At 52.9% G+C, this 24,803-nt stretch carries 16 protein-coding genes; 12 read left to right on the forward strand and 4 right to left on the reverse strand.

The window, feature by feature from the left end; translation table 11 throughout:
• Positions 1 to 6 precede the first annotated feature (6 nt).
• The 8 genes from IPI86_RS23530 to IPI86_RS23565 all read left to right on the forward strand — a co-directional run bounded on the left by IPI86_RS23530 (position 7) and on the right by IPI86_RS23565 (position 6,234).
• Positions 7 to 1,227, forward strand: a complete 1,221-nt coding sequence (locus tag IPI86_RS23530) for an MFS transporter (RefSeq protein WP_345300471.1) — start codon at positions 7 to 9, stop codon at positions 1,225 to 1,227.
• Between the two features lie 89 nt (positions 1,228 to 1,316).
• Entirely contained in the window at positions 1,317 to 1,937 is a 621-nt protein-coding gene (locus IPI86_RS23535) for a hypothetical protein (protein ID WP_345300472.1), read from the forward strand.
• Entirely contained in the window at positions 1,934 to 2,446 is a 513-nt protein-coding gene (locus IPI86_RS23540; protein ID WP_345300473.1) for a deoxyribodipyrimidine photo-lyase, read from the forward strand. Before IPI86_RS23535 ends, IPI86_RS23540 begins: the two co-directional genes overlap by 4 nt.
• Positions 2,447 to 2,460: 14 nt before the next feature.
• Positions 2,461 to 3,285 (forward strand): deoxyribodipyrimidine photo-lyase, encoded by an 825-nt coding sequence (locus IPI86_RS23545; protein ID WP_345300474.1) that lies wholly within the window; start codon positions 2,461 to 2,463, stop codon positions 3,283 to 3,285.
• On the forward strand, positions 3,272 to 3,802 hold the full coding sequence (locus IPI86_RS23550) for a GNAT family N-acetyltransferase (RefSeq protein ID WP_345300475.1): 531 nt from the start codon (positions 3,272 to 3,274) through the stop codon (positions 3,800 to 3,802). The genes IPI86_RS23545 and IPI86_RS23550 overlap by 14 nt, the downstream gene beginning before the upstream one ends.
• Positions 3,799 to 5,058, forward strand: a complete 1,260-nt coding sequence (locus tag IPI86_RS23555; protein WP_345300476.1) for a cytochrome P450 — start codon at positions 3,799 to 3,801, stop codon at positions 5,056 to 5,058. The genes IPI86_RS23550 and IPI86_RS23555 overlap by 4 nt, the downstream gene beginning before the upstream one ends.
• A 10-nt stretch (positions 5,059 to 5,068) precedes the next feature.
• Complete coding sequence (locus IPI86_RS23560; protein ID WP_345300477.1) at positions 5,069 to 5,860, forward strand: lycopene cyclase domain-containing protein; 792 nt, start codon at positions 5,069 to 5,071, stop codon at positions 5,858 to 5,860.
• The gene (locus tag IPI86_RS23565) at positions 5,857 to 6,234 is read left to right on the forward strand and encodes a PPOX class F420-dependent oxidoreductase (protein WP_345300478.1); all 378 of its coding nucleotides are present in this window, start codon (positions 5,857 to 5,859) and stop codon (positions 6,232 to 6,234) included. Before IPI86_RS23560 ends, IPI86_RS23565 begins: the two co-directional genes overlap by 4 nt.
• 91 nt (positions 6,235 to 6,325) lie before the next feature.
• On the opposite strand, the gene IPI86_RS23570 is transcribed toward IPI86_RS23565, so the two are convergent.
• The 3 genes from IPI86_RS23570 to IPI86_RS23580 form a co-directional block, all read right to left on the reverse strand.
• Positions 6,326 to 7,684 carry a CpXC domain-containing protein gene (locus IPI86_RS23570; RefSeq protein WP_345300479.1) on the reverse strand — a complete coding sequence of 453 codons (1,359 nt, stop codon included), beginning with the start codon at positions 7,682 to 7,684 and terminating at the stop codon, positions 6,326 to 6,328.
• Positions 7,685 to 7,753: 69 nt separating this feature from the next.
• Positions 7,754 to 9,559: an oligoendopeptidase F gene (pepF, locus tag IPI86_RS23575; RefSeq protein ID WP_345300480.1), complete on the reverse strand. Its 1,806-nt coding sequence runs from the start codon at positions 9,557 to 9,559 to the stop codon at positions 7,754 to 7,756.
• A 63-nt stretch (positions 9,560 to 9,622) separates the two neighbouring features.
• Positions 9,623 to 11,176 (reverse strand): ATP-binding protein, encoded by a 1,554-nt coding sequence (locus tag IPI86_RS23580; protein WP_345300481.1) that lies wholly within the window; start codon positions 11,174 to 11,176, stop codon positions 9,623 to 9,625.
• A 303-nt stretch (positions 11,177 to 11,479) separates the two neighbouring features.
• Between IPI86_RS23580 and IPI86_RS23585 the strand changes: the two genes are divergently transcribed.
• A complete protein-coding gene (locus IPI86_RS23585) occupies positions 11,480 to 13,648 on the forward strand; it encodes a hypothetical protein (protein ID WP_345300482.1) in 2,169 nt (722 codons plus the stop codon).
• Positions 13,563 to 20,513 carry a sortase gene (locus tag IPI86_RS23590; protein WP_345300483.1) on the forward strand — a complete coding sequence of 2,317 codons (6,951 nt, stop codon included), beginning with the start codon at positions 13,563 to 13,565 and terminating at the stop codon, positions 20,511 to 20,513. Before IPI86_RS23585 ends, IPI86_RS23590 begins: the two co-directional genes overlap by 86 nt.
• A 69-nt stretch (positions 20,514 to 20,582) precedes the next feature.
• Here the strand turns inward: IPI86_RS23590 and IPI86_RS23595 are convergent, their stop codons facing one another.
• The gene (locus IPI86_RS23595; protein ID WP_345300484.1) at positions 20,583 to 21,899 is read right to left on the reverse strand and encodes an acetyl ornithine aminotransferase family protein; all 1,317 of its coding nucleotides are present in this window, start codon (positions 21,897 to 21,899) and stop codon (positions 20,583 to 20,585) included.
• A gap of 330 nt (positions 21,900 to 22,229) precedes the next feature.
• On the opposite strand from IPI86_RS23595, the gene IPI86_RS23600 reads away from it, so the two are divergent.
• Together IPI86_RS23600 and gap are read left to right on the forward strand one after the other, a co-directional pair.
• Positions 22,230 to 23,552 carry a gluconeogenesis factor YvcK family protein gene (locus tag IPI86_RS23600; RefSeq protein WP_345300485.1) on the forward strand — a complete coding sequence of 441 codons (1,323 nt, stop codon included), beginning with the start codon at positions 22,230 to 22,232 and terminating at the stop codon, positions 23,550 to 23,552.
• A 185-nt stretch (positions 23,553 to 23,737) separates the two neighbouring features.
• A complete protein-coding gene (gap, locus tag IPI86_RS23605) occupies positions 23,738 to 24,745 on the forward strand; it encodes a type I glyceraldehyde-3-phosphate dehydrogenase (protein WP_345300486.1) in 1,008 nt (335 codons plus the stop codon).
• Positions 24,746 to 24,803: the final 58 nt, after the last annotated feature.

Consider the following 24,803-nt stretch of genomic DNA (forward strand, 5'->3'; position numbering starts at 1 on the left):
GAAATTATGAATAACAAACGTCTCTTCTCGATCATCCTTGTCGTATTTATCGACCTGCTCGGATTCAGCCTGATCTTGCCGCTTCTGCCTTATTACGCAGAGACTTTCAAAGCCAATGAAACCACCACGGGAATTTTGATCGCTTCCTACGCGGTAATGCAATTGATCGGTGCACCGATTCTCGGCCGCCTCTCTGACCGTTTCGGTCGCCGCCCCGTTTTGCTGCTCAGTGTCTTCGGGACCTTCCTTGGTTTTTTGCTGCTCGGCTTCGCCAATGCCTTGTGGATGCTCTTCGCCAGCCGTATTTTGGATGGCCTAACAGGCGGCAATTTGAGCGTGGCTCAGGCCTACATATCCGATGTGACCGACGAGAAGAGCCGCTCAAAAGGTTTGGGTATGATCGGCGCAGCCTTCGGCCTCGGCTTCATCATCGGCCCCGTCACCGGCGGATTGCTCAGCCAATGGGGTTACGCTGTGCCCGCCTTTGCCGCAGCGGCAATCTCATTCATCAATCTCATTCTCATTTATGCCTGGCTGCCTGAATCACTCACCGAAGAAAAGCGCAGCCAAATGAACGAAAAACGGCCCGCCGTTACTTTGAACGCTTTGCTGGTTGCGTTCCAGCGCCCGTTCACTGGTTCCCTGCTCATCACCCGCTTCTTCTTTGGCCTCGCCTTTGCGATCTTCCAAACGATATTCTCTTTGTATGCGTTGGCTAAATTCAACCTCACTGCGCGCGACACGGGCTTTGTCCTAACCTATGTCGGCGTGCTCTCAGTCATCGTGCAGGGATTCCTCGTTGGCCGTCTCACCAGCCGCTTCCGTGAAGATGTACTCATCACAGCCTCCGTCGTCTTGATGGGAATTTCCCTGCTGGGTTGGGCGCTGGCTCCATCGGTGCTGTGGCTGTATATCATCATGACTCCCACCGCCTTATCAGGCGGCCTGCTCAACACCTTGCTTTCCAGCACACTCACCAAAGCCGTTGCTCCGCAGGAAGTCGGCGGCATCCTTGGGTTGTCTGCCGCAGTGGAAAGCTCCACACGCATCATTGCTCCGCTTTTGGGCGGCGTTCTACTGCAACAGATCGGCACATGGGCGCCTGGTGCATTTGGTGCGGTTGTCATGGTCGGCGTCAGCATTTATGTCTTCATCATGATCTATAACCACCCCATCGTCGCCACGTTGAAGCAAAGCAAAGCCGCGCCCGTTCCCGCATCGGATTAATAAATCAACCACAAAGTGTCTCAGGCAAAAGATACAAAATAATTCAAAGCTTGAAGCCTTTGTGGTTAATAATGGTTCAGGAGTTGACCATGCCCGAAAACATCACCCGCTACGAGTTACCCCCTGCAGGCATCACCCTGCTCGGCTACGTGGTACGCCGCATGCACAAGACCCGTTGGTTGATGTCCATCCCCGAGCTTATTGCGGCGGGGAAAACCGAACAGGCGCTGGCTAACATTGCCATGTATGCCGTCACCTCATCAACCTCTTTTGGACGCGCCTATTACCAGCCGCAATTCAACTCCACAGGCGCGGAGATATCCGAGCCAGACCCGCTCACAGGCGCGAATGTCACCGCAAAACTGATATCCACTTCGCCGCATTACCTTATCACTTATACAGCCACCATGCCCAATGGCGATATTTTCTCAGGCAGCGAAGAGATCACTGGCACCACGGTCGGCCTGCGCGGACTCGGCATGCCCGCCCCATCCAAATTCAATTTCACATCGGGTGCGTACACCGCCGAACTCACAGGGGTTCTCACCAGCGAACTTGCGCTCTCGCTCATTGGCCGCACCCGCATCCGCGCGTACGGCTTCCTCAATTTCAGTGACAACACGGGCAACACAGGCAAACTTGATATCGACCGTAACAACAGCATCAGACTCAAGATCAACGGAAAAAATATGGAGCGTCAATTCGCATGACTTCGATCTGGTGGATTCGCCGCGACTTAAGGCTGACGGATAATATTGCGCTTCACTCCGCGCTGAGGGCTGGTGACGTCATCCCAGTCTTTATCCTCGACCCGGCATTTTCCTCTCAATCTCCGCGCCGACGAAGTTTCCTCTACGAAGGCCTGCACGCCCTCGACCAGGATTTGAAACAGCGCGGCTCTTATCTTGTCCTCCGCACAGGTAAACCCGTTGAAATACTGCGGCAACTGCTCCAGCAAACAAAAGCAGAAGCGATCTTCGCCGAAGAGGATTTCACACCCTACGCCCGCAAACGCGACTCACGCATCGGAAACGAACTGCCTCTGAAATTGCTTCATGGACAAACTGTCCATCATCCAAAAGATGTGCTCAAGCAGGATGGCAAACCGTACACGATTTACACGCCTTATTCCAAAACATGGAAGGCGCAATTAAATAAAATTGAGGTTGTTCCCGCGCCAAAATCGATCTCCACACCTGTTGGGATTCATCAGAATTAATTCCCGCTTTCAGTGTGAATCCGCTTTTCCCTGCAGGCGAGCAGGAAGCGCTCGTGCGGCTTGAAGACTTTGCCTACAAACGAATCCATTCTTACGACGAGACCCGCAACCGCATGGATCTGGATGGCACGTCATCGCTTTCGCCGTACCTGCGGTTTGGAATGCTCGGGCTGAGACAAGCTGTCAGCACGGCGAGGCAGGCTTCGGCGGAGTCCCGAGGCGCTGAAATCTGGTTGAACGAATTGATCTGGCGCGAGTTCTACATCCAGATCTTGTATCATTTCCCGTACGTCAGTCATCGGGCATTTAATGCAGCGTTGGCAAATATCCCATGGCGAAATGACTCTGATGAATTCGAAAAATGGAAAGAAGGCAAAACGGGTGTGCCCATTGTGGATGCGGCGATGCGTCAGTTGAAGGAAACAGGTTGGATGCACAATCGCGCACGCATGATCGTGGCTTCGTTTTTAGTGAAAGACCTGTTGATCGACTGGCGCTGGGGCGAAGCATGGTTCATGGAAAATCTGCTCGATGGCGACCCCGCCGCGAACAACGGCGGCTGGCAATGGACGGCAGGCACTGGCACCGACGCCGCGCCTTATTTCAGAATCTTCAACCCCGTTCTGCAAAGCGCGAAATTCGACCCAAACGGCGATTACATTCGCAAATGGGTCCATGAACTGCGCGGATTGAACGCAAAGGAAATTCACGCGCCGTGGGAAAAAGAAATCAAAGTAAGCGGTTATCCGGTGAGGCCGATCATCACACGCGATAAGAATCGAACCCTTGCGGCATACGGCGAGTCGAAAGAACGATGGAATGCAAATGGAAAAACTTGAAGTTACATTTCGACAAATGGGAGAAAACGATATCCCAGAAATCGTGCAGGCTTTTCAAGAACTTGGCTGGAATAAACCCGCCCATCAATACGAAGGTTATTTAGTTGAGCAATTTCTCGGTGACCGCATTGTCATTGTCGCTTTCGTCGGCGGGGAATTCGCGGGTTATCTCACCATCTGGGTGGGCTTTCCAGATTATGCGCCTTTCGTTGAAAAGAACATTCCCGAGATCAGCGACTTCAATGTTTTGCCGAAATTCCGCAGGCGTGGAATCGGCACGCAGTTAATGGATCTGGCGGAAGCCGAAGTTGCCAAAGTCAGCCCGATCGCAGGGATCGGCGTGGGACTGACCACTGATTATGGATCAGCCCAACGCATGTATGCCCGCCGCGGCTACATCCCTGATGGGCGTGGACTTTACAAAAAAGGCCATCATCTCAAATACGGTGAAAACGTTATCGTGGATGACGATCTCGTTCTTTACATGACCAAGGATATTTCAAACCTTCAACCATGAATTCAAAAATCACACCTGAACTCGGGCGCGCCGCAATGCGCGCGCTCTTCGAAACAAGATCGCCTCTTGGCCCATTAAAAGTGATGGCCCAACATGTCGGGCGCTTCTTTCAAATTCCGCTTCCAGGCTTTCGTCCCTATGTTGTCTTCGGTCCGGAGGCGGCCCGCAAAGTGCTTGTGACCGAACGGGACAAACTCCTTTGGCGCAACACCGACCCCGTGACCGATCTGCTGGGGCGTGGTGTACTCATCACCGATGGCGAGGAACATGACCGCTATCGTGAACTCATGGAACCGCCGTTGCACCCGTCGAACCTCTCTGGCTATACGCAAATGATGATCGGACAGACCGACCGGGTCACTTCACAATGGAAAAACGGCGATACAGTGGATATGCTCGTCGAAAGTCGCAAGATCGCCCTGCTCATCATCATGCAAACCTTGTTCAGTAAAGATGTCTGGAAAGACTTGCCGCGCATCTGGAATCCGATCCTCAAAGCGATCGATTTCATCTCTCCGGGCGCGTGGATCATCTGGCGAAACATTCCGCGTTTCGGGTTCCGCAAGCCGTTGCGCGAGTTGGATGACTATTTGTTTGAGATCATTAATGAAAGAAGAAAGACGAAAGAAACACACCAAGACCTGTTACAGCATTTAATTGACGCGGGCTTAACGGACAAGGTAATCCGTGACCAAATGTTGACGATGATGATCGCCGGGCACGACACATCCACTGCCCTGTTGGCATGGATCTTTGCCCTGCTAGGTCAGCACCCTGAAACACATGCGCATGTCGTTTCAGAAGTGAACTCAAAAGACAGGTCACCACTGCTTGACCACATCATCAAGGAAAGTTTGCGGCTGTATCCGCCCATTCATATTGGCAATCGCCGCGTGGCAGAGAACATGGAATTTGCAGAAGGCACGGTCCCTGCTGGCGAAAGGATGTTTTATTCCATCTACCTCACCCACCGCGACCCATCTGTTTGGGAGAACGCCGACGATTTCTGCCCTGAGCGTTTCGCCCACGGACGAAAGACCCCGCCGATGAGCTACATCCCCTTTGGCGGCGGCCCACGTGCATGCATCGGCGCGGCCTTCGGTCAGGCTGAAGCGCGGATCGTGATGGCCAGACTATTACAAACCTTTTCATTTGAGCCAATGAACGCAGACAAAATCCACGCGCATATGGGTGCGACCCTCGAACCGCGTCCAGGCGTGATGATGAAAGTGCTACGCATACCCCCTAATTTCTAATCCTTCCACCATGACTTACTTCGGCTTCCTCCTACGTTTTCTCGTCATCCCCATCTTCGTCTTCCTTGCGATCACCTGGTGGGACAATAAAAACAAACGCCCCACCCTCGGTTTCAACAATGGCCGCGCGGTTTGGGTTGCAATCCTCGTCCACATTCTGCTGGCAGTCACCTACACCACGCCGTGGGATAACTATCTCGTCGCCACGGGTGTATGGTTTTACAACCCAGACCTCGTCACAGGCATCGTTTTCGGTTATGTCCCCATCGAAGAATATACTTTCTTCGTGCTTGAAACGATTCTCTCCGGACTGTGGTGGTGGTTCCTCGCGCGAAGAGTTTCGGAACCAACTGGTTTTCAATCTTCAACACCGATCCGAATCATCTCAGCGCTGATCCTGTTCGTTGTTTGGGTCACCTTCACAGCACTCTTCTTCAGTGCAAACGAGTCCATCACCTATCTCTCCATCACGCTTTTCTGGGCGCTTCCCGCCATCCTGCCGCAACTGCTCTACGGTGCAGACATCCTCTGGCATCACCGCAAACTGGTATTCTTGAGCATCCTCGTCCCTGGCACCTACCTCTCACTGATGGATGTTATCGCGCTCAAAGAGACCACCTGGTCCATTTCAAAAGCACAGACCACAGGCATTTTATTCTTCGGCATTCTTCCACTCGAAGAAGTGCTTTTCTTTTTCATCACCAACATCCTCATCACATTCGGCATGACCCTTCTGCTTTCCAACATCGGCAGGCAGCGGTTCAGTGACTGGAAATTCAACAACTACAAAGGTCTCCCATGAAACTCAAGCAATTCGAAAAACAACAATATCTCAGCATCGAATCCCTCCGCAAAAACGGACAAGCCGTCAAAACCCCGGTCTGGTTTGTGCAGGATGGAGAAACGCTTCTTGTCTGGACCCAGGCTGGATCTGGCAAAGCCAGGCGGATTCGCAGGGACGGCAAGATTCGTATCGCGCCATGCACAGGCTCAGGTGAACCCATCGGTGAATGGTCACAAGCATACGCCCAAACAGACGAATCGTCCGAAGCGGTCAAGCATGTGACAACATTGATGAAGAAAAAGTATGGCGCCATGTTTGCCATCTTTGGGTTTATCGGTAGAATGCGTGGCGGCTCAAAATACACCGCGATCAGCATTCAACTACAAAACTAAAACGCGGACCGAAGTCCGCACTCCGAAAAGAGAAGAGGCGGTCACATGATGCGACCGCCTCTTCTCACTTCTTTCCTCTTATTCCCCTTCCCTATCCCATATTCTTTTTCATCACTCGCTTCAACGCAACTCTGTAAATCTCGGTGAGTTTTTCGCTCATTGCCTTGGCTTCGAGGTTTTCCGCGCCTTGCGAATCCATCTGGGCGACAAGGCCGCTCAACGCATCCACGAATTGCTGGTTGACCATGGCGTCGTTCTGCACAAGCATCGCATCCACAGCGGCTTCATCAGGAGCCTGGAGCAATTGCTCAATGAATGCGATCTCTGGCGGGGGTGCACTGGCAGCCTGCAAGACCTGCACCATTTTTTGTAGTTTACCCATGCGGGCATAATCATTTTTCTCGGAAGCTTGTCGCAGCAATTGATTGACTACTTCCACAGAATCCTGGGTGAAGTTATCGATATTTTCTTGTGTGACCTTTTCAATGTCATCCTGTGCCAGCAGCGACTCAACAAAGTCCTGCGCCTGTTTGAAGCGCGCTTCAATCTGCTTATCCACATCGCCGACAAATCCCAGCAGTTTTTCGCGGATGCCTTCCAGCCGTACCTTTTCATCGCCAGAGGCCTTTTCGATTTTGTCCGAAAGATTTTGGAAGAAGACATAATCCATGCCGCCGCGCGCAAGCGAAACATAAGCGCGGATACGGGAATCAGTCTGCGATTCGAGGACGAAATCGAGCAGGGTTTCGCGGGTAAGACTTTGCCCCGCATCCTGCAGGACCTTTTGAGCGGCTTCAAGCTCCGCGACAGATTCCTTCAGCTGACGGCCAAACGCGGTTTCGTCCAGCAATTGTTTTTGCAGGTCGATCAATGCCCGCGCAATGGATTCCTGTCCGCTTTGCATGGCGTTCTGCGCGATGCGGCTGAACAGGGAGAAGAATTGTTCATCGATGGCGGCTTCGTTTTGCTTGATCAACTCAAGGCGCGCATCTGCCGAGGTCATGCGGATCAGCTTCTCGATCAGCATGACGCGGTCCTGCTGAGTCTTGATCATCTCGGATGAAATTCCATCCTTGTTGAGAATGGTCTCGATCATCGATTCATAGGTCAGGTTGGCCTGCGGACTAAGTAAATAGCCTTTTCGTTTTTCAGGCGGAAGACGATCCATCACCTGCTTGATCAAGGGTCCGATCATTTTTTCCTGCTCGTTGACGGGTAAACCCAATTCAAACGGGAAGAAGGTCAGCAGCAGTTCTTTTTCGTTATCGTGATATACGACGGGTGTTGCAAGGCGGCCTTCATAACCACAATACTGACAGCGGGCATGGTTGGACTGTCCGCTCAACAGGCGCTGCTTGGAGGCGGGTTCGTGCGTCACATCGAACAACTGCTCGACGTTCGCGGGAATCATTTGTTTACAACGGGGACATGAAATGGTGGTTTGGGGCATCAGATTTCCGATTTACGATTTGGATTAAAGGTGACAGTCACTTTAGAAGTGACTGTCACCTGCTTTTTATTATCCCAACAATTCTTCCAGACGATCGATATAGCCTTCCATCACGGCAAAGGTTTCTTCGACGGGTTTGGGAGTGGTCAGGTCAACACCGCCCTTCTTAAGAACGTTGAGGGAATAGTCAGAATTACCAGATTTGAGGAAGCCAAGATAATTTTCCACGGCATTCGGTTCGCCGCGCAAAATGCGTCCAGCGAGCGCATGTGCGCCAGAAATGCCCGTGGCATAGGCATAGACGTAATAATCCGCGAAGAGATGCGGGAACGTGCTCCAAGTCATACCGACGCGTTCGCGGTCCATGTCAAAGTGCGGACCAAATCCCTCGGCAAACAGATCAGCCATCAGGTCGATCATAGAATCGGCGGTCAACGGTTCGCCGCGTTCGGCGCGCTGGTGAGTCTCCAACTCAAAACGGGCAAGGGTTGGCATCTGGAAAAAGTAGCGGAACATGTTACTGCCCACCGCTTCGAGGATCAATGCGATCTGGAAATTCTTATCCTTCACAGTGTTGAGCAAATGTCCACGCAACAGGGCTTGATTGAAATTGGAAGCAACCTCAGCGACGAAGAGCGAATAATCGGTGTTGATGAAAGGCTGGGTCTTGTTCGTGAAGTAGGTGTGCATCGAGTGACCGAGTTCATGTGCAAGCGTGCTCATGCTCACCATTTCATCGGTGTAGCTCATCATGATAAACGGATGCGTTCCATATGCGCCTGAAGAAAATGCACCATGCCCCTTGCCTTGATTCGGATACACATCCACCCAACGTTCGGTGGTGCAGGCACGGCGGACAATACTCACATACTCCTTGCCAAGCGGGGCGAGGCCTTCGCAGATCAAATCCACGGCTTTGTCGTATGGAATTTTCACTTTCTTCTTTTCGATGGGAGCCCAGATATCGTAGTAGGCAAACTTCTTCAAGCCAAGCGCCTTGCGGCGAATATTGAAATAGCGATGCCAGACAGGAATGTTCTTTTTGAAGGTGTTGATCAGGTTGTGGAACACATCAGTGCTGATATTGAGGTCGAACAGCGATGCATCCAGCGTGGTCTCATGCTTGCGCACGCGCATATTGAACACGTTGGCTTGAATGTTATGAGCCAGATTGCTCGCCAGTGTATTCTTGTGCTCCACATATTTATCCATGTAATTGGTGTAAGCGGCTTTACGTGCCTTGCGGTCAGCGAGGCCCATCAACTGTGTGTCGTAATTTCCCTGCACCACATCCAGCGTATTGCCCTTGCTGTCTTTAATAGACTTGAATTTGAAGTCGGCATTGGTCAACATGCTGGTGGAGTTATAAAAACCGCCGAGCGGCTCGCTCACCATGCCAAGCACTTCCTCCACTTCCGCCGAACGGACGTGCGCCTGCTTGCGGAAGAGATTCTCAATATAAAACTTATAAGCGCCGAGCTTCGCTTCCTGTTGAATGAATTTATCGAGTTTGGCTTTTCCGATCTCAAGCAATTCAGGCTGAAGGAATGAAACCACAGAGGCCACCTGCCCGTACATGCCGCCAGCCTTGGCGCGCATGCCCGCGGCTTTTTGATCGGTGGTGTCAACCGAATAGGCAAAGCTGGCATACATGAAGGCTTTCTGCGCACGCACTACAAGGTCTTCAAAAGCCTTGAAACCTTTTAGAAGAACCGCCGCGCTTTCACCCAGAGTTCCCTGATATTTTTTCACACTTGGAATATCAGCGATGATCTTTTCAACTTCCTTTTCCCAGGCTTTATCGTTGGGAAAAACGCTTTCGGAATTCCACTTATACTTTTTGTCAATTTTGCTGCGAGGAGGAATGGAGGCCATAGGTTATCCTTTTAATATGATTATATTTTTGATTTTACCATTAGGTCGTAGGGACACCGCCACCTACCGTGGGAGGGAAAAACAGATTCTTGCACCAGATGCGCCCGCCGAAGCGTCAGCCCAAATGCGCCCGCCGTGCGCTTCTACGATGGCGCGCGTGAGATAAAGCCCCAGCCCCGCACCCTTTGTCTGCTTTACGGCATTGGTTGAGCGGTAAAAACGATCGAAGATATGCGGCAGGTCTTTGGCTTCTATCCCCGGCCCTTCATCGCTCACACAAATGATAACCTGCTCGGGCCGCACAGAACCGCTGATCTTGATCTCACCATTCGGTGCATATTTCAAAGAATTGGAAACTAGATTCGAAACCACTTGCTCCAACCGATTTTCATCGCCGAGGATGACTGGGAAATTCGCGGGGAAATCCGTAATAATTCGGTGTTTTGGAGATTGTGATGCAAACCGCTCGCTCACCCTTAACGCAAGGCTGGGTATGGCGACATCGGCATGATTCAAGCTGAGACCACCCGCCTGCAACCGCGAAGCATCCAGCAGGTCATCGATCATCTTCGATAAACGGTCCGCCTCTTCTTCGATGACTGCCAGCGAATCGCTGATGGTGTGCTTGTCCCATTTCGCGTCATCACGCCGCAGTGTGGACGCGTAGCCTTTGATCAATGCGACAGGCGTCCGCAACTCATGGCTGACGATGGAAATGAACGTGGCTTTAATTTCATCGGCCGTGCGGAAATGCGAAATATCACGCACGCTGAGAATGACATTGCGAAGCTTGCCTTCTTCAGAAAGCAATGGCGCGTATGTAATCCCCACCGGAAGCGGCGGAGGCGCAGGTCTTGCGAGGTCGCCTTCTACATATAAGGTGGCATTTGGAGTCAACGGCCAATTCCCGGCAACGGATTCCTCGAGCGTTCTGCCCTGTGGTTCTTTCTTCCATTTAATAATACTGGAATGGTTCTTGCCTGTGATCTCTTCACGGGTTTGCCCAAAGAGTTTTTCGAATGCGCCGTTGCATCTTTCGATATCGAGGTTGGCATCCAGAATCAAAATGCCATCCGCGGCAGATTCGAGCAATGCGGCCAGTCTTTGCTTTTCATAGGAAACCTGTCCATAAAGCTGGGCATTGAACACAGCGATCGCGGCCTGATCTGCGAAGGATTGCAGCAGGGTTCTATCATTGGGCGTGAAAAGATCCGCGTAATTACGGAAAATAAAGATCACGCCGATGACTTGTCCGTGCGCGGCGAGGGGCAGGCCTGTGCCGTTGAGCAGCCCCATACTGGCGGTGTAGGTCAATTCCTTCAACATGCGGTTGAGTTCACGCACGTCCAACTCGCGGACCTTTTCCTCGGCAAGAAGCGGGGTTAAGTAGGAGAGAAATGCCGGGGCGATGCCATGTGCCGCGCTGACGCGCCAGCCGTCGGGTTGTTTGAGTGCGATAAGTCCCGCCTGCCCGGCCAGCATTTCAATCGAGACCCGTAAAATGCGCGCAAGCAGCTTTTCAAGGTCAAGTTCCTCAGTAAGCAGGCGCGAAATCTCAAGCAGATAATCCCGTTGACGAACGCGAAAATCAGGAAGCATGGACGGAATAATGGACATTCCTTTTATTTTATCACTGCGGGCGTTGAAAGACAAAAACCAACAAAGTTTGTACAAATACGCACGATAATTTCTTTCAATATTGAAGGGCAATAATATTGCACGGAAGTTAACATAGTTGTAAAATGATAAGGAAATTAATAGTACTTAAGGATGGATGCTGAGATAAAAGACTTGCGCCCATGCTTTTTATATATTTTTTTGAAAGTCTGTTTCCCGTAGTTATTTTTGCAAGAGGATAATCAAATGGTCAAATCGTTTAAGCTGTTTTTCTCGTCATTAATCCTGTCAATTTCACTAATAATGTCATCAGCCTCTCCTGTTCTGGCTCTGTCATTCCCGGCGGAGATCAACAAGGAATTTACGCCGATCCAGATCGACCCGGGTGAAACATCCATCCTAAGGGTGTATATCTACAACCCAAATTCGTTCCAATTAACAAATGCCGGTTGGACGGATAACCTTGTTGGCGTCCAGCCTGGGATGTATCTTGTGGCTCCCGGTCTGGTATTTAACAACTGCGGCGGGGCAGTGACCGCAGTGCCAGGCCAGACAACCTTTTCCTTGAGTGGCGGGACGGTTCCAGCCCAGTCAGGACCGACGCCGGGCCAGTGTTACGTGGAGGTTGCTGTAAGCTCCATCACACCCGGGAACTTGATCAACACCATCGGCACGGGTTTGGTAAACGGTTTGAATGCCAAAGGCAATGATGGCGGAACCATCGTTGATATTACCAATACAACCCCGGCAAGCGCCACGCTGGTTGTCTCCACAGTTACGCCCCCCACACTGACCAAATCATACTCTTCGACAAATATTTTCGTGGGCCAAACCAGCCGTTTGACCATCACTCTCAACAATAACGATACTACGACAAACCTGAGCGGAGTTTCCTACACGGATAACCTGCCTGTGGGTACACGTTTTGGAAATCAGCTTATCCTCGCAACCCCGGTCAATGCAACCATAACAGGTTGCGGCGGTTACTCGTTGACAGCCAACCCGGGCGGAACCCAGATCGCGCTCACAAATGCCACGGTCACACCAAGCGTCAACTGTGTGGTGGCAGTGGATGTCACCGGCTTAGCGGACCAGTATTCAAATGTGATCCCTGCTGGTCCGGGAGCCCCCGCGATTCAAAGCAATCAGGGTGTAACAAATCCCGCCGCAGCTACTGCTCAATTGAACATTCAACCTGTCAGGATTACCAAATCATTTTCCCCCACCAGCTTCCAGGTCGGCGGAACGACGACACTGACCATCCGAATCCAAAACCCAACTGCATCAGCGTATACCAATGTAACAAACAATGGTGCGGCGCTTGATGCCCTGCCCGCTCCCTTTGTGGTAGCCCCTACACCCGGCGTAACAAACTCCTGCGTAGGAAGCGTTACCGCGGCTGCAGGCAGTTCAAATATCAGCATTTCCGGCCTGACGGTTCCCGGTGGAAGTGTTGGAGCACCGGGTGAATGTCTGATCACAGTTCAAGTGACTGCTACAGCTGCCGCCAGCAATGTTACCAATACGATCGCCTCGGGTACATTGGCTTCACCTGATCACCCAACCCTTACAAATTTTCCAAATTCTACGGCAACCATTTCAGCCTACGCCGTGGGCGTGGGCTTGACCGGTGCCAAATCATTTTCGCCCACCACCATCGACCCGGGGCAAAACACGCGTCTACGCATTGACCTGACCGCCCCCCTCGATACAAATCTGACCAATTTCTCGATTACAGACGACCTCTCGTTGATCGGTTTGACCATCACCAATTCGACCCCTGCCTCAAAGACGGCCAATTGTATTGGTGGAACGCTTACCGCCACTACTGGCACAAATATCATCACCTGGGCCGGCGGCACGATCAACGCCGGACAATTGTGCCGCATCGAAGTCTATGTGACGAGCAACACCGCCGGAGCAGTCACAAATAGAATCACCCCCGCGCAAATTTCAAACACGGAAAACCGTGACCCAGCCGCAGACATCACTGCCGTTCTGAACGTAACCCAGCCCAGCGACCTTTCAGTATCCAAGCTTTTCAGCCCCAACCTGGTCGTCCCCAGTGGAATCACCAGGCTGAGAATAACGATTCAAAACACCAATGCACTTCCCATTACCGGCCTGTCCGTGCTTGATGACCTCGCCAGCATGGGCAGCGGCGGCAACGCTGTGCGTGTTGCACCCACGCCGAATGGATTTACCGATTGCGGAGGCACATTTGCGCCCGTAGCCGGGGCATCGACCGTCTCCCTTACTGGAGGTACAGTTCCACCGCAGAATCGGAGGCGTCCCGGGCATCTGCACCATCGAAGTCAATGTCCGTGCGCAATCCAACACCGGAACGCGAACCAATACGATCACCAATACCAATATCAGCGGACAGGTGCAGGGAAGTGGAACCACGATCTTCGCTCCGATCAATGCGACTGCTACGCTTCAAACCACAGCCTTGAGCCTGGTTATCAATAAGGAATTTGACCCAAATCTTGTTTACGGTGGTGCATCTTCTGAATTAAGGGTGATTCTCGACAACCCAAGCGCAACCGTCGCTCTGACGGGTATTGCTTTCACCGATGACATGACCCTTCTGGGTTCAGGCATGGTCCTCGCCAATCCGGTCAGTCTCAATGAGGGCACCTGCGGAGGGACTCTCACTGGCAACCCAGGTGACACATCCTTCTCATTCAGCGGCGGCACCCTCGCTGCCGGAGCGACATGCACATTGACCTTACGTGCAACATTGACGGTCAATGGAAATATCACCAATCGTATTCCCGCAGGCTCAGTAACCACCCTGCAAGGCGCCACCAATGCCATGCCAGTAGAGGCTTCACTGTCTAATCTTGCAGGTGCCAGTGTAGGCAAGGCATTTTCACCCGGCGTCATCATTGCAGGTTCGGGCGGTGTCTCAACACTCACGATCACCATCAACAACACCACCGGCCTCACCCTGACTCAGGTAGGCTTGGTCGATAACTTGCCAGTTGGGCTGAACATTGCCGCCGCACCTGCGGCAATCAATAACTGTAGCACCGGTTCATTGACCGCCATGGCGGGAACGCAACTTATTGAATTGATCGGCGGAACCCTTGGACCCAATTCGTCTTGTACGCTCGTGGTGCCTGTCACCAGCGATGTTCCGGGCAGTTACACCAATACAATTCCAATAAACACACTTACAAACACAGAGGGTTATACCAACACAGAGCCAGCCGAAGATACACTCATTGTCACTGGCTTCAGCCTCGGTAACCGTGTTTGGGAAGATAACGGCGCGGGCGGCGGTACAGCCGACGACGGTGTTCGCAATGGCACCGAACCCGGCATTGACGGCGTCACGGTCAATCTTTACCGTGACTCAGACGACAACGGCACACCCGATGGCGCAGCGATTGCGACCATGAACACAGCAGGTGGCGGATTCTATCGCTTCGACAACCTGAAAGCTGATACCTACATCGTTGAAGTGGTCACCCCGGCAGGATTCTCCAGCAGCACCGTGGATGCAGGTGACGCCGACGCCGATGTGGATGACGATGACGACAATGGCGTGGTCATCTCCGGTGTCAACGTCCGCAGCAACCCGGTCACACTTGGACCGACTGCCAACGAACCCACGGGCGAAACCAACCCTGCCACCAACCCCGAAGCAGGCGAAGCCGTGGACAATCAATCCAACCGCACCGTGGACTTTGGCTTCGTCACATCCTACAGTCTCGGCAACCGCGTCTGGGACGACAATGGTGCAGGCGGCGGCACAGCCAGTGACGGCCTCCGCAACGGAACTGAACCCGGCCTTGACGGTGTCACCGTCAATCTCTATCGTGACTCAGATGACAACGGCACACCCGATGGCGCGGCAATCGCAACCATGAATACAGCGGGCGGTGGTTTCTATCGCTTCGATGGCCTGCGTGCCGACACCTACATCGTTGAAGTTGTTCCACCCGCTGGTTACACCAGCACTGTGGATGCAGGCGACCCCGACGCCGACGCAGGCGATGACGATGATAACGGCGTGGTCATCTCCGGTGCCAATGTCCGCAGTAACCCCGTCACACTCGGACCCGGAAACAGCGAACCCACCGGTGAAACCAATCCAGCCACCAATCCAGAACCCGGCGAGGCAGTGGACAATCGCTCCAACCGCACCGTGGACTTCGGCTTTATCACTTCCTACAGTCTCGGCAATCGCGTTTGGGATGACAACGGCGCAGGCGGCGGCACAGCCAGTGACGGCCTCCGCAACGGTACCGAACCCGGCATTGACGGCGTCACGGTCAATCTTTACCGTGACTCAGACGACAACGGTACACCCGATGGCGCGGCAATCGCAACCATGAATACAGCAGGCGGCGGTTTCTATCGCTTCGATGGCCTGCGTGCCGACACCTACATCGTTGAAGTTGTCCCACCCGCTGGTTACACAAGCACAGTGGATGCAGGCGACCCGGATACCGACGCAGGCGATGACGATGATAACGGCGTGGTGATCTCCGGAGCAAATATTCGCAGCAACCCCGTCACGCTTGGACCGGGGACAGCTGAACCCACCGGCGAAAATAACCCGGCCACTAATCCAGAAGCTGGCGAAGCAAATGATAATCAATCCAACCGCACTGTCGACTTCGGCTTCGTCACTGCCTATAGTCTTGGCAACCGAGTCTGGATGGACGACGGCACAGGCGGCGGCACCGCCAACGATGGCGTGCGCAACGGAACCGAACCTGGAATTGATGGCGTAACAGTTAATCTATACCGCGACTCAGATAACAACGGAACACCTGACGGTGCAGCCATCGCAACCATGAACACAGCGGGTGGCGGATTCTATCGTTTCGACAACCTGCGGGCTGATACCTACATCGTTGAAGTTGTTACCCCGGCTGGAACCACCAGTACCGTGGATGCTGGCGACCCCGACACTGATGTCGATGATGACGACGATAACGGTGTAGTCATCGTCGGCGCAAATGTCCGCAGCAACCCTGTCACTCTTGGACCCGGAAACACAGAGCCTACCGGCGAAAATAACCCAGCCACAAATCCCGAAGCAGGCGAAGCCGCAGATAACCGATCCAATCGTACCGTGGACTTCGGCTTTATTACATCCTACTCTCTCGGTAATCGCGTTTGGGAAGATACAGGTGTAGGCGGCGGCACTGCCAACGACGGTCTCCGCAATGGCACCGAACCTGGTATCGATGGTGTTACCGTCAACCTGTACCGCGACTCAGATAACAACAACACACCCGATGGCGCAGCCATTGCCACAACCACAACTGCAGGCGGCGGATTCTATCGCTTCGACAACCTGACAGCTGACACTTACATCGTTGAAGTCATCGCCCCGACGGGTTATACCAGCAGCACCGTGGATGCAGGCGACGCTGACGCCGACGTAGATGATGACGATGACAACGGCGTGGTAATCTCCGGCAGCAGTGTCCGCAGCAACCCCGTCACACTTGGACCGGGCGCTGTCGAACCCACCGGTGAAACCAATCCGGCCGTCAACCCAGAGGCGGGCGAAGCGGTTGACAATCAATCCAACCGCACCGTGGACTTCGGCTTCTACTTCATCCCCTACTCCCTCGGTAACCGTGTCTGGATGGACGACGGCACAGGCGGCGGCACCGCCAGCGATGGCGTCCGCAACGGCACCGAACCTGGAATTGATGGCGTAACGGTTAATCTATACCGCGACTCAGATAACAACGGCACACCCGATGGTGCCGCGATCGCAACCATGAACACAGCGGGTGGCGGATTCTATCGCTTCGATAACCTGCGGGCTGATACATACATCGTCGAAGTTGTTATCCCAACGGGAACCACCAGCACGGTCGACGCCGGTGACCCCGACACCGATGTGGACGATGATGATGACAATGGCGTGGTCATCGTCGGCGCAAACGTCCGCAGCAACCCGGTCACACTCGGACCTGGAAACAGCGAGCCCACTGGTGAAACCAATCCAGCCATCAATCCCGAGGTTGGCGAAGCAACAGACGATCATTCCAACCGTACCGTAGACTTCGGCTTTATTACATCCTACAGCCTCGGCAACCGCGTTTGGGCTGACACAGGCTCGGGCGGCGGTACTGCCAATGACGGCCTCCGCAACGGCGGTGAACCCGGTATCAATGGTGTCACGGTCAACCTATACCGCGACTCAGATAACAACAGCACACCGGACGGCGCAGCCATTGCCACAACCACAACTGCTGGCGGCGGATTCTATCGCTTCGATAACCTGACAGCTGACACTTACATCGTTGAAGTCATCGCCCCGACAGGTTACACCAGCAGCACAGTGGACGCTGGCGACCCTGACGCCGACGTAGATGACGACGATGACAACGGCGTGGTCATCTCCGGCAGCAGTGTCCGCAGCAACCCCGTCACACTTGGACCGGGCGCTGTCGAACCTACTGGCGAGAACAACCCTGTAACCAATCCTGAAACGGGCGAATCGGTTGATAGTCAATCCAACCGCACCGTAGACTTCGGCTTCTACTTCATCCCCTACTCTCTCGGCAACCGTGTCTGGATGGACGACGGCACAGGCGGCGGCACAGCCAACGATGGCGTCCGCAACGGAACCGAGCCCGGCATTGACGGTGTGGCAGTCAACCTCTATCGTGACTCAGACAACAACAGCACACCCGATGGCGCGGCCATTAATACCACCACAACTTCCGGCGGTGGCTTCTATCGCTTCGACGATCTGATTGCCGACACTTACATCGTCGAAGTTGTTATCCCAACGGGAACCACCAGCACGGTCGACGCCGGTGACCCCGACACTGATGTGGATGACGATGACGACAATGGCGTGATCGTTTCCGGCGCCAACATGCGCAGCAACCCGGTTACCCTTGGGCCGGGATCCAGCGAACCCACCGGCGAAACCAATCCCGCCATCAACCCCGAAGCGGGCGAGGCAACCGATGACCACTCCAACCGCACCGTAGATTTCGGCTTCGTAACAGGCTATAGTCTCGGCAACCGTGTTTGGTTGGACGACGGCGCAGGCGGCGGCACAGCCAATGACGGCCTCCGCAATGGCACCGAGCCCGGTATTGACAACGTCACAGTTCGCCTCTATCGCGACTCAGATGACAACGGCACACCGGACGGCGCAGCCATCGCAACCATGAACACTTCTGGTGGCGGCTTTTATCGCTTTGACGGTCTCAGAGCCGACACCTATATTGTTGAAGTCATCCCGCCGACAGGCTATAACAGCACGGTGGATGCGGGCGACCCGGACGTCGACACCAATGACGATGATGACAACGGCGTGGTTATTTCCGGCAGCAACATCCGCAGTAACCCGGTCACACTTGGACCGGGAGCCAGTGAACCCACCGGCGAAACCAACCCGACGGTCAACCCTGAAGCTGGTGAAGCGGCCGATAATCAATCCAACCGCACCGTGGACTTTGGCTTCGTCCAGCAAACAACACCTCCACCAACGTCATCTGCCATCCAGATCGTGAAAACCCCGAGCGTCACAGTAGTCAATCCTGGTGATAGTGTTACATATTCATATGTAGTCACCAACATCGGCAAGACTCCGCTGTCATCCGTTATCGTGACAGATGACAAATGCTCACCTGTGCTTTATGTTAGCGGTGATCTCAACACAAACAACATCCTCGAAACCACGGAAATCTGGAACTACACCTGTACGACAACACTGACCGTAACCACCATCAACATTGCCACAGTCACCGGCACGGATCCGGGTAGAGTGGTTGTCACAGACACAGATACTGCCACCGTCACCGTTGCAGACACCGGCCTTTCCAAGGTCATCACCGGCACCAGCGAAACCTTCACCAGCGGAAACGATGTAGCAATCGGCGAAATCGTAACCTACAAAGTCACCATGACCCTGCCCGCCGGACTACCATACAACAACGTGGTCGTCACTGATCGCATGGATAAAGGCCTCGCCTTCGTAGACTGTGTATCAGTCACCCTTGGTGGAACAGACATCACCAGCATCGTCTGCCCGCCAACCGTTTCTGCAATCGACTCCCCCTCGAATCCGGCCAATGCGGGTCGTCAGGCGCAATTCAACATCGGCAACATCCCCGCCTCTACAACCCCGACAGCACTTGTCATCACCTACCGCGCCATCGTGCTTGACATCATCGAGAACCAGGAATATGACAAGCTGAATAACAGCGTCACCCTCACTTGGGATGGCGGTTCATTCACCACGAGTGCACCGGAAGTCATAATCCTTGAACCCGATATTGATATCGAAAAGGACGCCGACCCAACCACCGTAACGGCTGGCACATCCATTAAATTCACCCTCTTCATCACCCACACTTCCCTAAGCCTCACTGATGCCTTCGATGTGGTGGTGACCGATATCCTGCCGAAGGGCCTCGAATATGTGGCTTGTACACCGATCACCTACAGCGGTGTTGTTCCAAGCGTCCAACCCGACCCATGTAACATTCCGAACGGTAACACGCTTCAATTCTCGTGGGATGTCCTCCCGCTTGGGCAAAATGCCACTGTCACCTTCTTTGCCCGTTACGATGGCACCAAGACCAGTGTCATGAACAGCGCATCGGTGGCATGGACCTCTCTTCCGATTGATTTCATCAACGGCAAACCGCCGCGCCTCTCTGATTACAACGACACATCCACCGAACGTTGGTACGATCCTGAGGATCTCGTCAACATCTACCAGATCGGCGATAACGTCTGGATCAACCCGCCGACCTTGGAAGAGCCTGTTGAGGATGTGGAGGATCTGCCGACCAGCCTCCCTGCTACAGGCTTCGCTCCGAATATCATCACCACCCTGCCAGCTCAGCCTGCCAATAAGGCCTACACAAACACTGACGTTTGGGTGGAGATTCCAAGCATCGGCGTGAATATGCCGATCGTGGGCGTTCCCTTGGTGGAAGATGAGTGGGATGTCTCCTGGCTGTGGAATGAAGCAGGCTGGTTGAACGGAACAGCCTTCCCGGGTTGGCAGGGCAACAGCGCCTTGACCGGTCATATCACACTGCCCAACGGCAGACCCGGCCCGTTTGCCATGCTTGGCAATCTGCAATGGGGCGACAAGATCATTGTCCACGCCTATGGAACGGTCTACACCTATGAGGTTCGCGAAACCCGCACGGTCAGCCCAGACAACGTATCCATCCTCAAACACGAGGAAGATTCTTGGATTACCTTGATCACATGCAAGACTTACGACAAAGCGACGAACACATATTCCCGCCGTACTGCTGTGCGCGCCATATTGGTCAGCACCACTACCGATAAGCAAACGAAAGAAGCCAGAGGCGGCAGATAGATTTAGCAGCAAAAAACTTCCGGGCTTGTCAGCCCGGAAGTTTTTAATTTAACTCGATCTGTTTTACTTCTAACCTTTTTCAGCTACAGTCAACGCTTCCTCGAAGATCCTCAAACCTTCATCCATTTCAGACTTGCTGATCGAAAGCGGAGGCGCAATGCGGATCACACTCTTGCCACAGGAAAGCATCAACAATCCGCGCTCAAAGCCGAGGTCCACAACGCGTTCGGTCAGGTCGTGATCGGGTTCCTTCGTTTCACGATCCTTCACGAATTCAACACCGATCATTAAACCTTTTCCACGGACATCTCCAATGCTGGGATGGCGCGTCTTGATCTCTTCCAGCGCATCCAGCGCGTACTGACCAACCACTTCGGCATTCTTCATGAACTCTTTTTCGATGAGGTCAATTGTCGCAAGCGAAGCCGCGCATGAAATGGGATTGCCACCGTATGTATTCCCGTGAGTGCCGATCTCCCAATCCATCACAGACTTACGAGCAATGCATGCACCGAGCGGCATACCCGAAGCAATACCCTTGGCTGAGGTGATCATATCCGGTTCCACGCCAAAGTGCTCTATTGCCCACCACTTCCCTGTACGCCCCATGCCGCACTGCACTTCATCCAGAATCATCAGGATGCCATGCTTGTCACACAATTTTCGCAATGCAGGGTAAAAACCTTCCGGCGGGACGATGTACCCGCCTTCACCCTGAATCGTTTCCACCAAAATTCCTGCCACATCCTTGGGCGGAAGAATCTGATTGAGGATTTCCTCTTCGATGTAGCGCACGACCGCCTCGCCGTAATCCTCACCTTTGCGACGCTCCAACACTGGGCGGTATGGATTCGGAAATGGCGCATGTGTTACGCCATTCATCAACGGATAAAACCCGCCATGATATTTTGCCTTGCTCGCCGTGAACGTCACCGCACCCATCGTGCGCCCATGAAAGGCGCCCGTGAAACCAATGAAATTCGTACGTTTGGTGTGATATCGCGCCAGCTTAATGGCGGTTTCCACAGCTTCGGTCCCCGAATTGGTCATAAAGGTCAACGCATCTTCCTTGAACGGCGCGATCTCACTCAGTTTCTCGCCAAGCTGAATCCAATTTTCGTGATAGAAATCCGATGAAATATGAATGAACTTTTCGGCCTGTTCCTGAATGGCCTTCACCACTTTCGGATGCGAATATCCAGTGGAAACTACTGCAATACCGCCCATAAAATCCAAAAAGCGATTGCCGTCCACATCCCATACTTCACTGCCTTTTCCGTGATCCATCACAAATGGATATCCACGCGGGTAGGAAGGTGAGATCACCTTCCGATCCCGTTCGATCATTGCCTTGGCTTTCGGCCCGGGTAAATTAGGTTTTGTCATACATTCTCCTTGTTTCAATTAAGCCGTTTTTTAGGCGCACTCAAACCAGGCAATCCCCAACACGATGGAAAATTGCAATTTGGAAAGAGCACTCCTCTCAACGACATTATTTCCCAAGTTTCAACTCAGTCAGCGCGTCAGGCTGCCCCGAGTCATCCCCCAATTCCGCATCTTTTTTGGCATTATATTGTAAATATGCAGGGCAATTATACCGTATGGAGCTTAAGCAGGCACTCAACCGCCTATAAAAGCGGCAACACAAAAAGGAGTAAAAAATCTCCCTTCTTAGAGGGTTTGACTCATATATTCAACCCTGCTATCATCTTTTTTATGCGAAAAAATTTTCTTGCAGGTCTTTGGCAGGCATTGCGCGATATTCCCCGCTGGTTGCGGCCAGGGCTGGGTGTGAAACGATGGTTTACTCTGGTCTTGATCGGCATCACAATGCTGGGACTGGGTCTCGCCGTCATACTAATCGACCTGTATCGCACTGATTCAGAAAACCCGATCCTGCTCACATTTCTTTCTTATGCCTCCCTGCGTTTCATCCCACGTATTTGGCGTGCCGTCATTTTTGGTGGATTGGGAATCGGTATTGTTATTTACGGTATCTTGCAGCTCAACCGTTCCCTGTTAAAACCATTTATCCGCCCCGGATCCGATGTGTTCGACCAGCTCACAGAATTTCGCCGCCGCGAACGCGGCCCGCGCATCGTCACTGTCGGCGGCGGGCATGGACTCGCCACCTTATTGCGCGGATTAAAAGTTCACACAAGGAATCTCACTGCTGTGGTCACGGTTGCAGATGATGGTGGTTCCTCGGGAAGGCTTCGCGAAAGTCACGGCATCCTTCCACCAGGGGATATCCGCAACTGTCTCGCCGCGCTTTCCAACGACGAAGCCATGCTCACGCAGCTTTTTCAATATCGTTTCAGCGGCTCTGCCGGACTGGAGGGGCATTCCTTTGGAAACCTTTTCATTACAGCCATGGCTGATATCACAGGCAGCTTCGAGGAAGCGGTGGCTGAATCAGGTCGCGTGCTTTCGGTAAACGGACGCGTACTTCCCTCCACATTGCATGATGTAAAACTGGTCGCAAGCATGGAACTGCCGCACTCATTGAACGAAATCCGAGTGGAAGGTGAAAGCAAAATTCCGACAATGGCTGGCAGGGTTCGTCGTGTATGGCTCGAGCCCGATGATGCCCCTGCATTTCCACCCGTCATCAAGGCCATTCTCAATGCAGATGTGATTGTGGTTGGACCAGGCAGCCTTTACACAAGCCTTTTGCCCAACCTGCTCGTCAATGATCTACTGGCCGCCATGCATGCCAGCCGCGCCATCAAGATGTATGTGTGCAATATTGCTACCCAATCCGGTGAGACGGATTCTTACACCTGCTTCGACCACGTCCGTGCACTTGAAGGGCACGTGGGTGAAGACCTATTCGATATCATTCTTTGTAATGACAATTACCGTGGCACGATCAGCCCGGACTCAAAATGGGTACAGGCCGATGAAAAGATCCTGTCTGACGCGCGAACTTATTGCACCGACCTTGTAGATGATGACCATCCATGGCGACACGATTCGGAGAAACTGGCAAGGGAAATCATACAGATTTACTCCGAAAAGACTGGGCCATTGATCTAGCCAAAGGCGTATTTTCGAAAAGGTAAACGATTACATTCATCCTATTAATTATGGACGTACGAAAATTCACAAATTTTGCTTAAAGAAGTAAAATTCAGGTTGTATGAAAGCTCATACCAGAGCAGGCACAAATTAAGTTGTCACGTGTCCTCTGTTGCAAACAAACCAAATTGGAGGATTTTCTCATGTCAGTAAAAGTTGGTATTAATGGCTTCGGCCGTATCGGACGCCTCGCCTTCCGCACTTTGAAGGCTCGTTACCCGGAACTTGAAGTAGTGGCGGTCAATGACTTGTTCGACTCTGCGACAAACGCGCACCTGCTCAAGCATGATTCAACCTATGGAAATTTTGACAAGAGTGTTGAAGTCAAAGATGGCAATTTGGTCGTCGACGGCAAAACAGTCAAAGTCACAGCCGAAAAGGACCCGGCTGCGATCAAGTGGGCCGAAATGGGCGTGGATATCGTTATCGAATCCACTGGCTTCTTCACCGATGCCACCAAGGCAAAGGTTCATATCGAATCAGGCGGCGCGAAAAAAGTGATTATTTCAGCGCCCGCCAAGAACGAAGACATCACCATTGTTCTGGGCGTGAACGACGATAAATATGATGCCAAGAAACACAACATTGTTTCCAACGCATCCTGCACCACCAATGGCCTTGCGCCAGTAGCTAAAGTGCTTAATGACAAGTTTGGAATTGAACGGGGTCTGCTCACCACAGTCCATGCCTACACAGGCTCACAGAAATTACAGGATGTCGGTGCAAAAGACCTGCGTGATGCCCGCGGTGCTGCACAGAACATTGTCCCTTCTTCGACTGGCGCAGCAAAGGCCGTTGGTTTGGTCATTCCTGAACTCAAGGGTAAATTTGGCGGCATGGCTTTCCGCGTGCCCACCCCTACAGTTTCAGTCGTTGACTTCACTGCCATCTTAAACAAGGAAGCCTCCATCGAAGAGATCCGCGCTGCGATGCTTGAGTATGCCAATGGTTCGATGAAGGGCATTCTCGATGTCACCGATGAGCCGCTCGTTTCCACCGATTTGCGCGGCACCACATTCTCCAGCGTCTTCAGCGCCATGGATACCCTCGTGCTTGGCAACATGATCAAAGTTGTAGCCTGGTATGACAACGAATGGGGTTATGCCTGCCGCACTGCCGACCTCGTCGCGATGATGGCGAAGAGCCTGTAGGAGTAAATACGTAGACAAGCAGACAGGTACACAAGTCGCTTCAAGACCTGTGTACCTG

The organism is Candidatus Villigracilis affinis (assembly GCF_016705895.1).
Lineage (GTDB): Bacteria > Chloroflexota > Anaerolineae > Anaerolineales > Villigracilaceae > Villigracilis > Villigracilis affinis.

Coding starts and splice junctions, on each gene's coding strand:
- IPI86_RS23530 (WP_345300471.1), top strand. CDS start 7: ATGAATAACAAACGTCTCTTCTCGATCATCCTTGTCGTATTTATCGAC.
- IPI86_RS23535 (WP_345300472.1), top strand. CDS start 1,317: ATGCCCGAAAACATCACCCGCTACGAGTTACCCCCTGCAGGCATCACC.
- IPI86_RS23540 (WP_345300473.1), top strand. CDS start 1,934: ATGACTTCGATCTGGTGGATTCGCCGCGACTTAAGGCTGACGGATAAT.
- IPI86_RS23550 (WP_345300475.1), top strand. CDS start 3,272: ATGGAAAAACTTGAAGTTACATTTCGACAAATGGGAGAAAACGATATC.
- IPI86_RS23555 (WP_345300476.1), top strand. CDS start 3,799: ATGAATTCAAAAATCACACCTGAACTCGGGCGCGCCGCAATGCGCGCG.
- IPI86_RS23560 (WP_345300477.1), top strand. CDS start 5,069: ATGACTTACTTCGGCTTCCTCCTACGTTTTCTCGTCATCCCCATCTTC.
- IPI86_RS23565 (WP_345300478.1), top strand. CDS start 5,857: ATGAAACTCAAGCAATTCGAAAAACAACAATATCTCAGCATCGAATCC.
- IPI86_RS23570 (WP_345300479.1), bottom strand. CDS start 7,684: ATGCCCCAAACCACCATTTCATGTCCCCGTTGTAAACAAATGATTCCC.
- pepF (WP_345300480.1), bottom strand. CDS start 9,559: ATGGCCTCCATTCCTCCTCGCAGCAAAATTGACAAAAAGTATAAGTGG.
- IPI86_RS23580 (WP_345300481.1), bottom strand. CDS start 11,176: ATGTCCATTATTCCGTCCATGCTTCCTGATTTTCGCGTTCGTCAACGG.
- IPI86_RS23585 (WP_345300482.1), top strand. CDS start 11,480: ATGTCATCAGCCTCTCCTGTTCTGGCTCTGTCATTCCCGGCGGAGATC.
- IPI86_RS23595 (WP_345300484.1), bottom strand. CDS start 21,899: ATGACAAAACCTAATTTACCCGGGCCGAAAGCCAAGGCAATGATCGAA.
- IPI86_RS23600 (WP_345300485.1), top strand. CDS start 22,230: ATGCGAAAAAATTTTCTTGCAGGTCTTTGGCAGGCATTGCGCGATATT.
- gap (WP_345300486.1), top strand. CDS start 23,738: ATGTCAGTAAAAGTTGGTATTAATGGCTTCGGCCGTATCGGACGCCTC.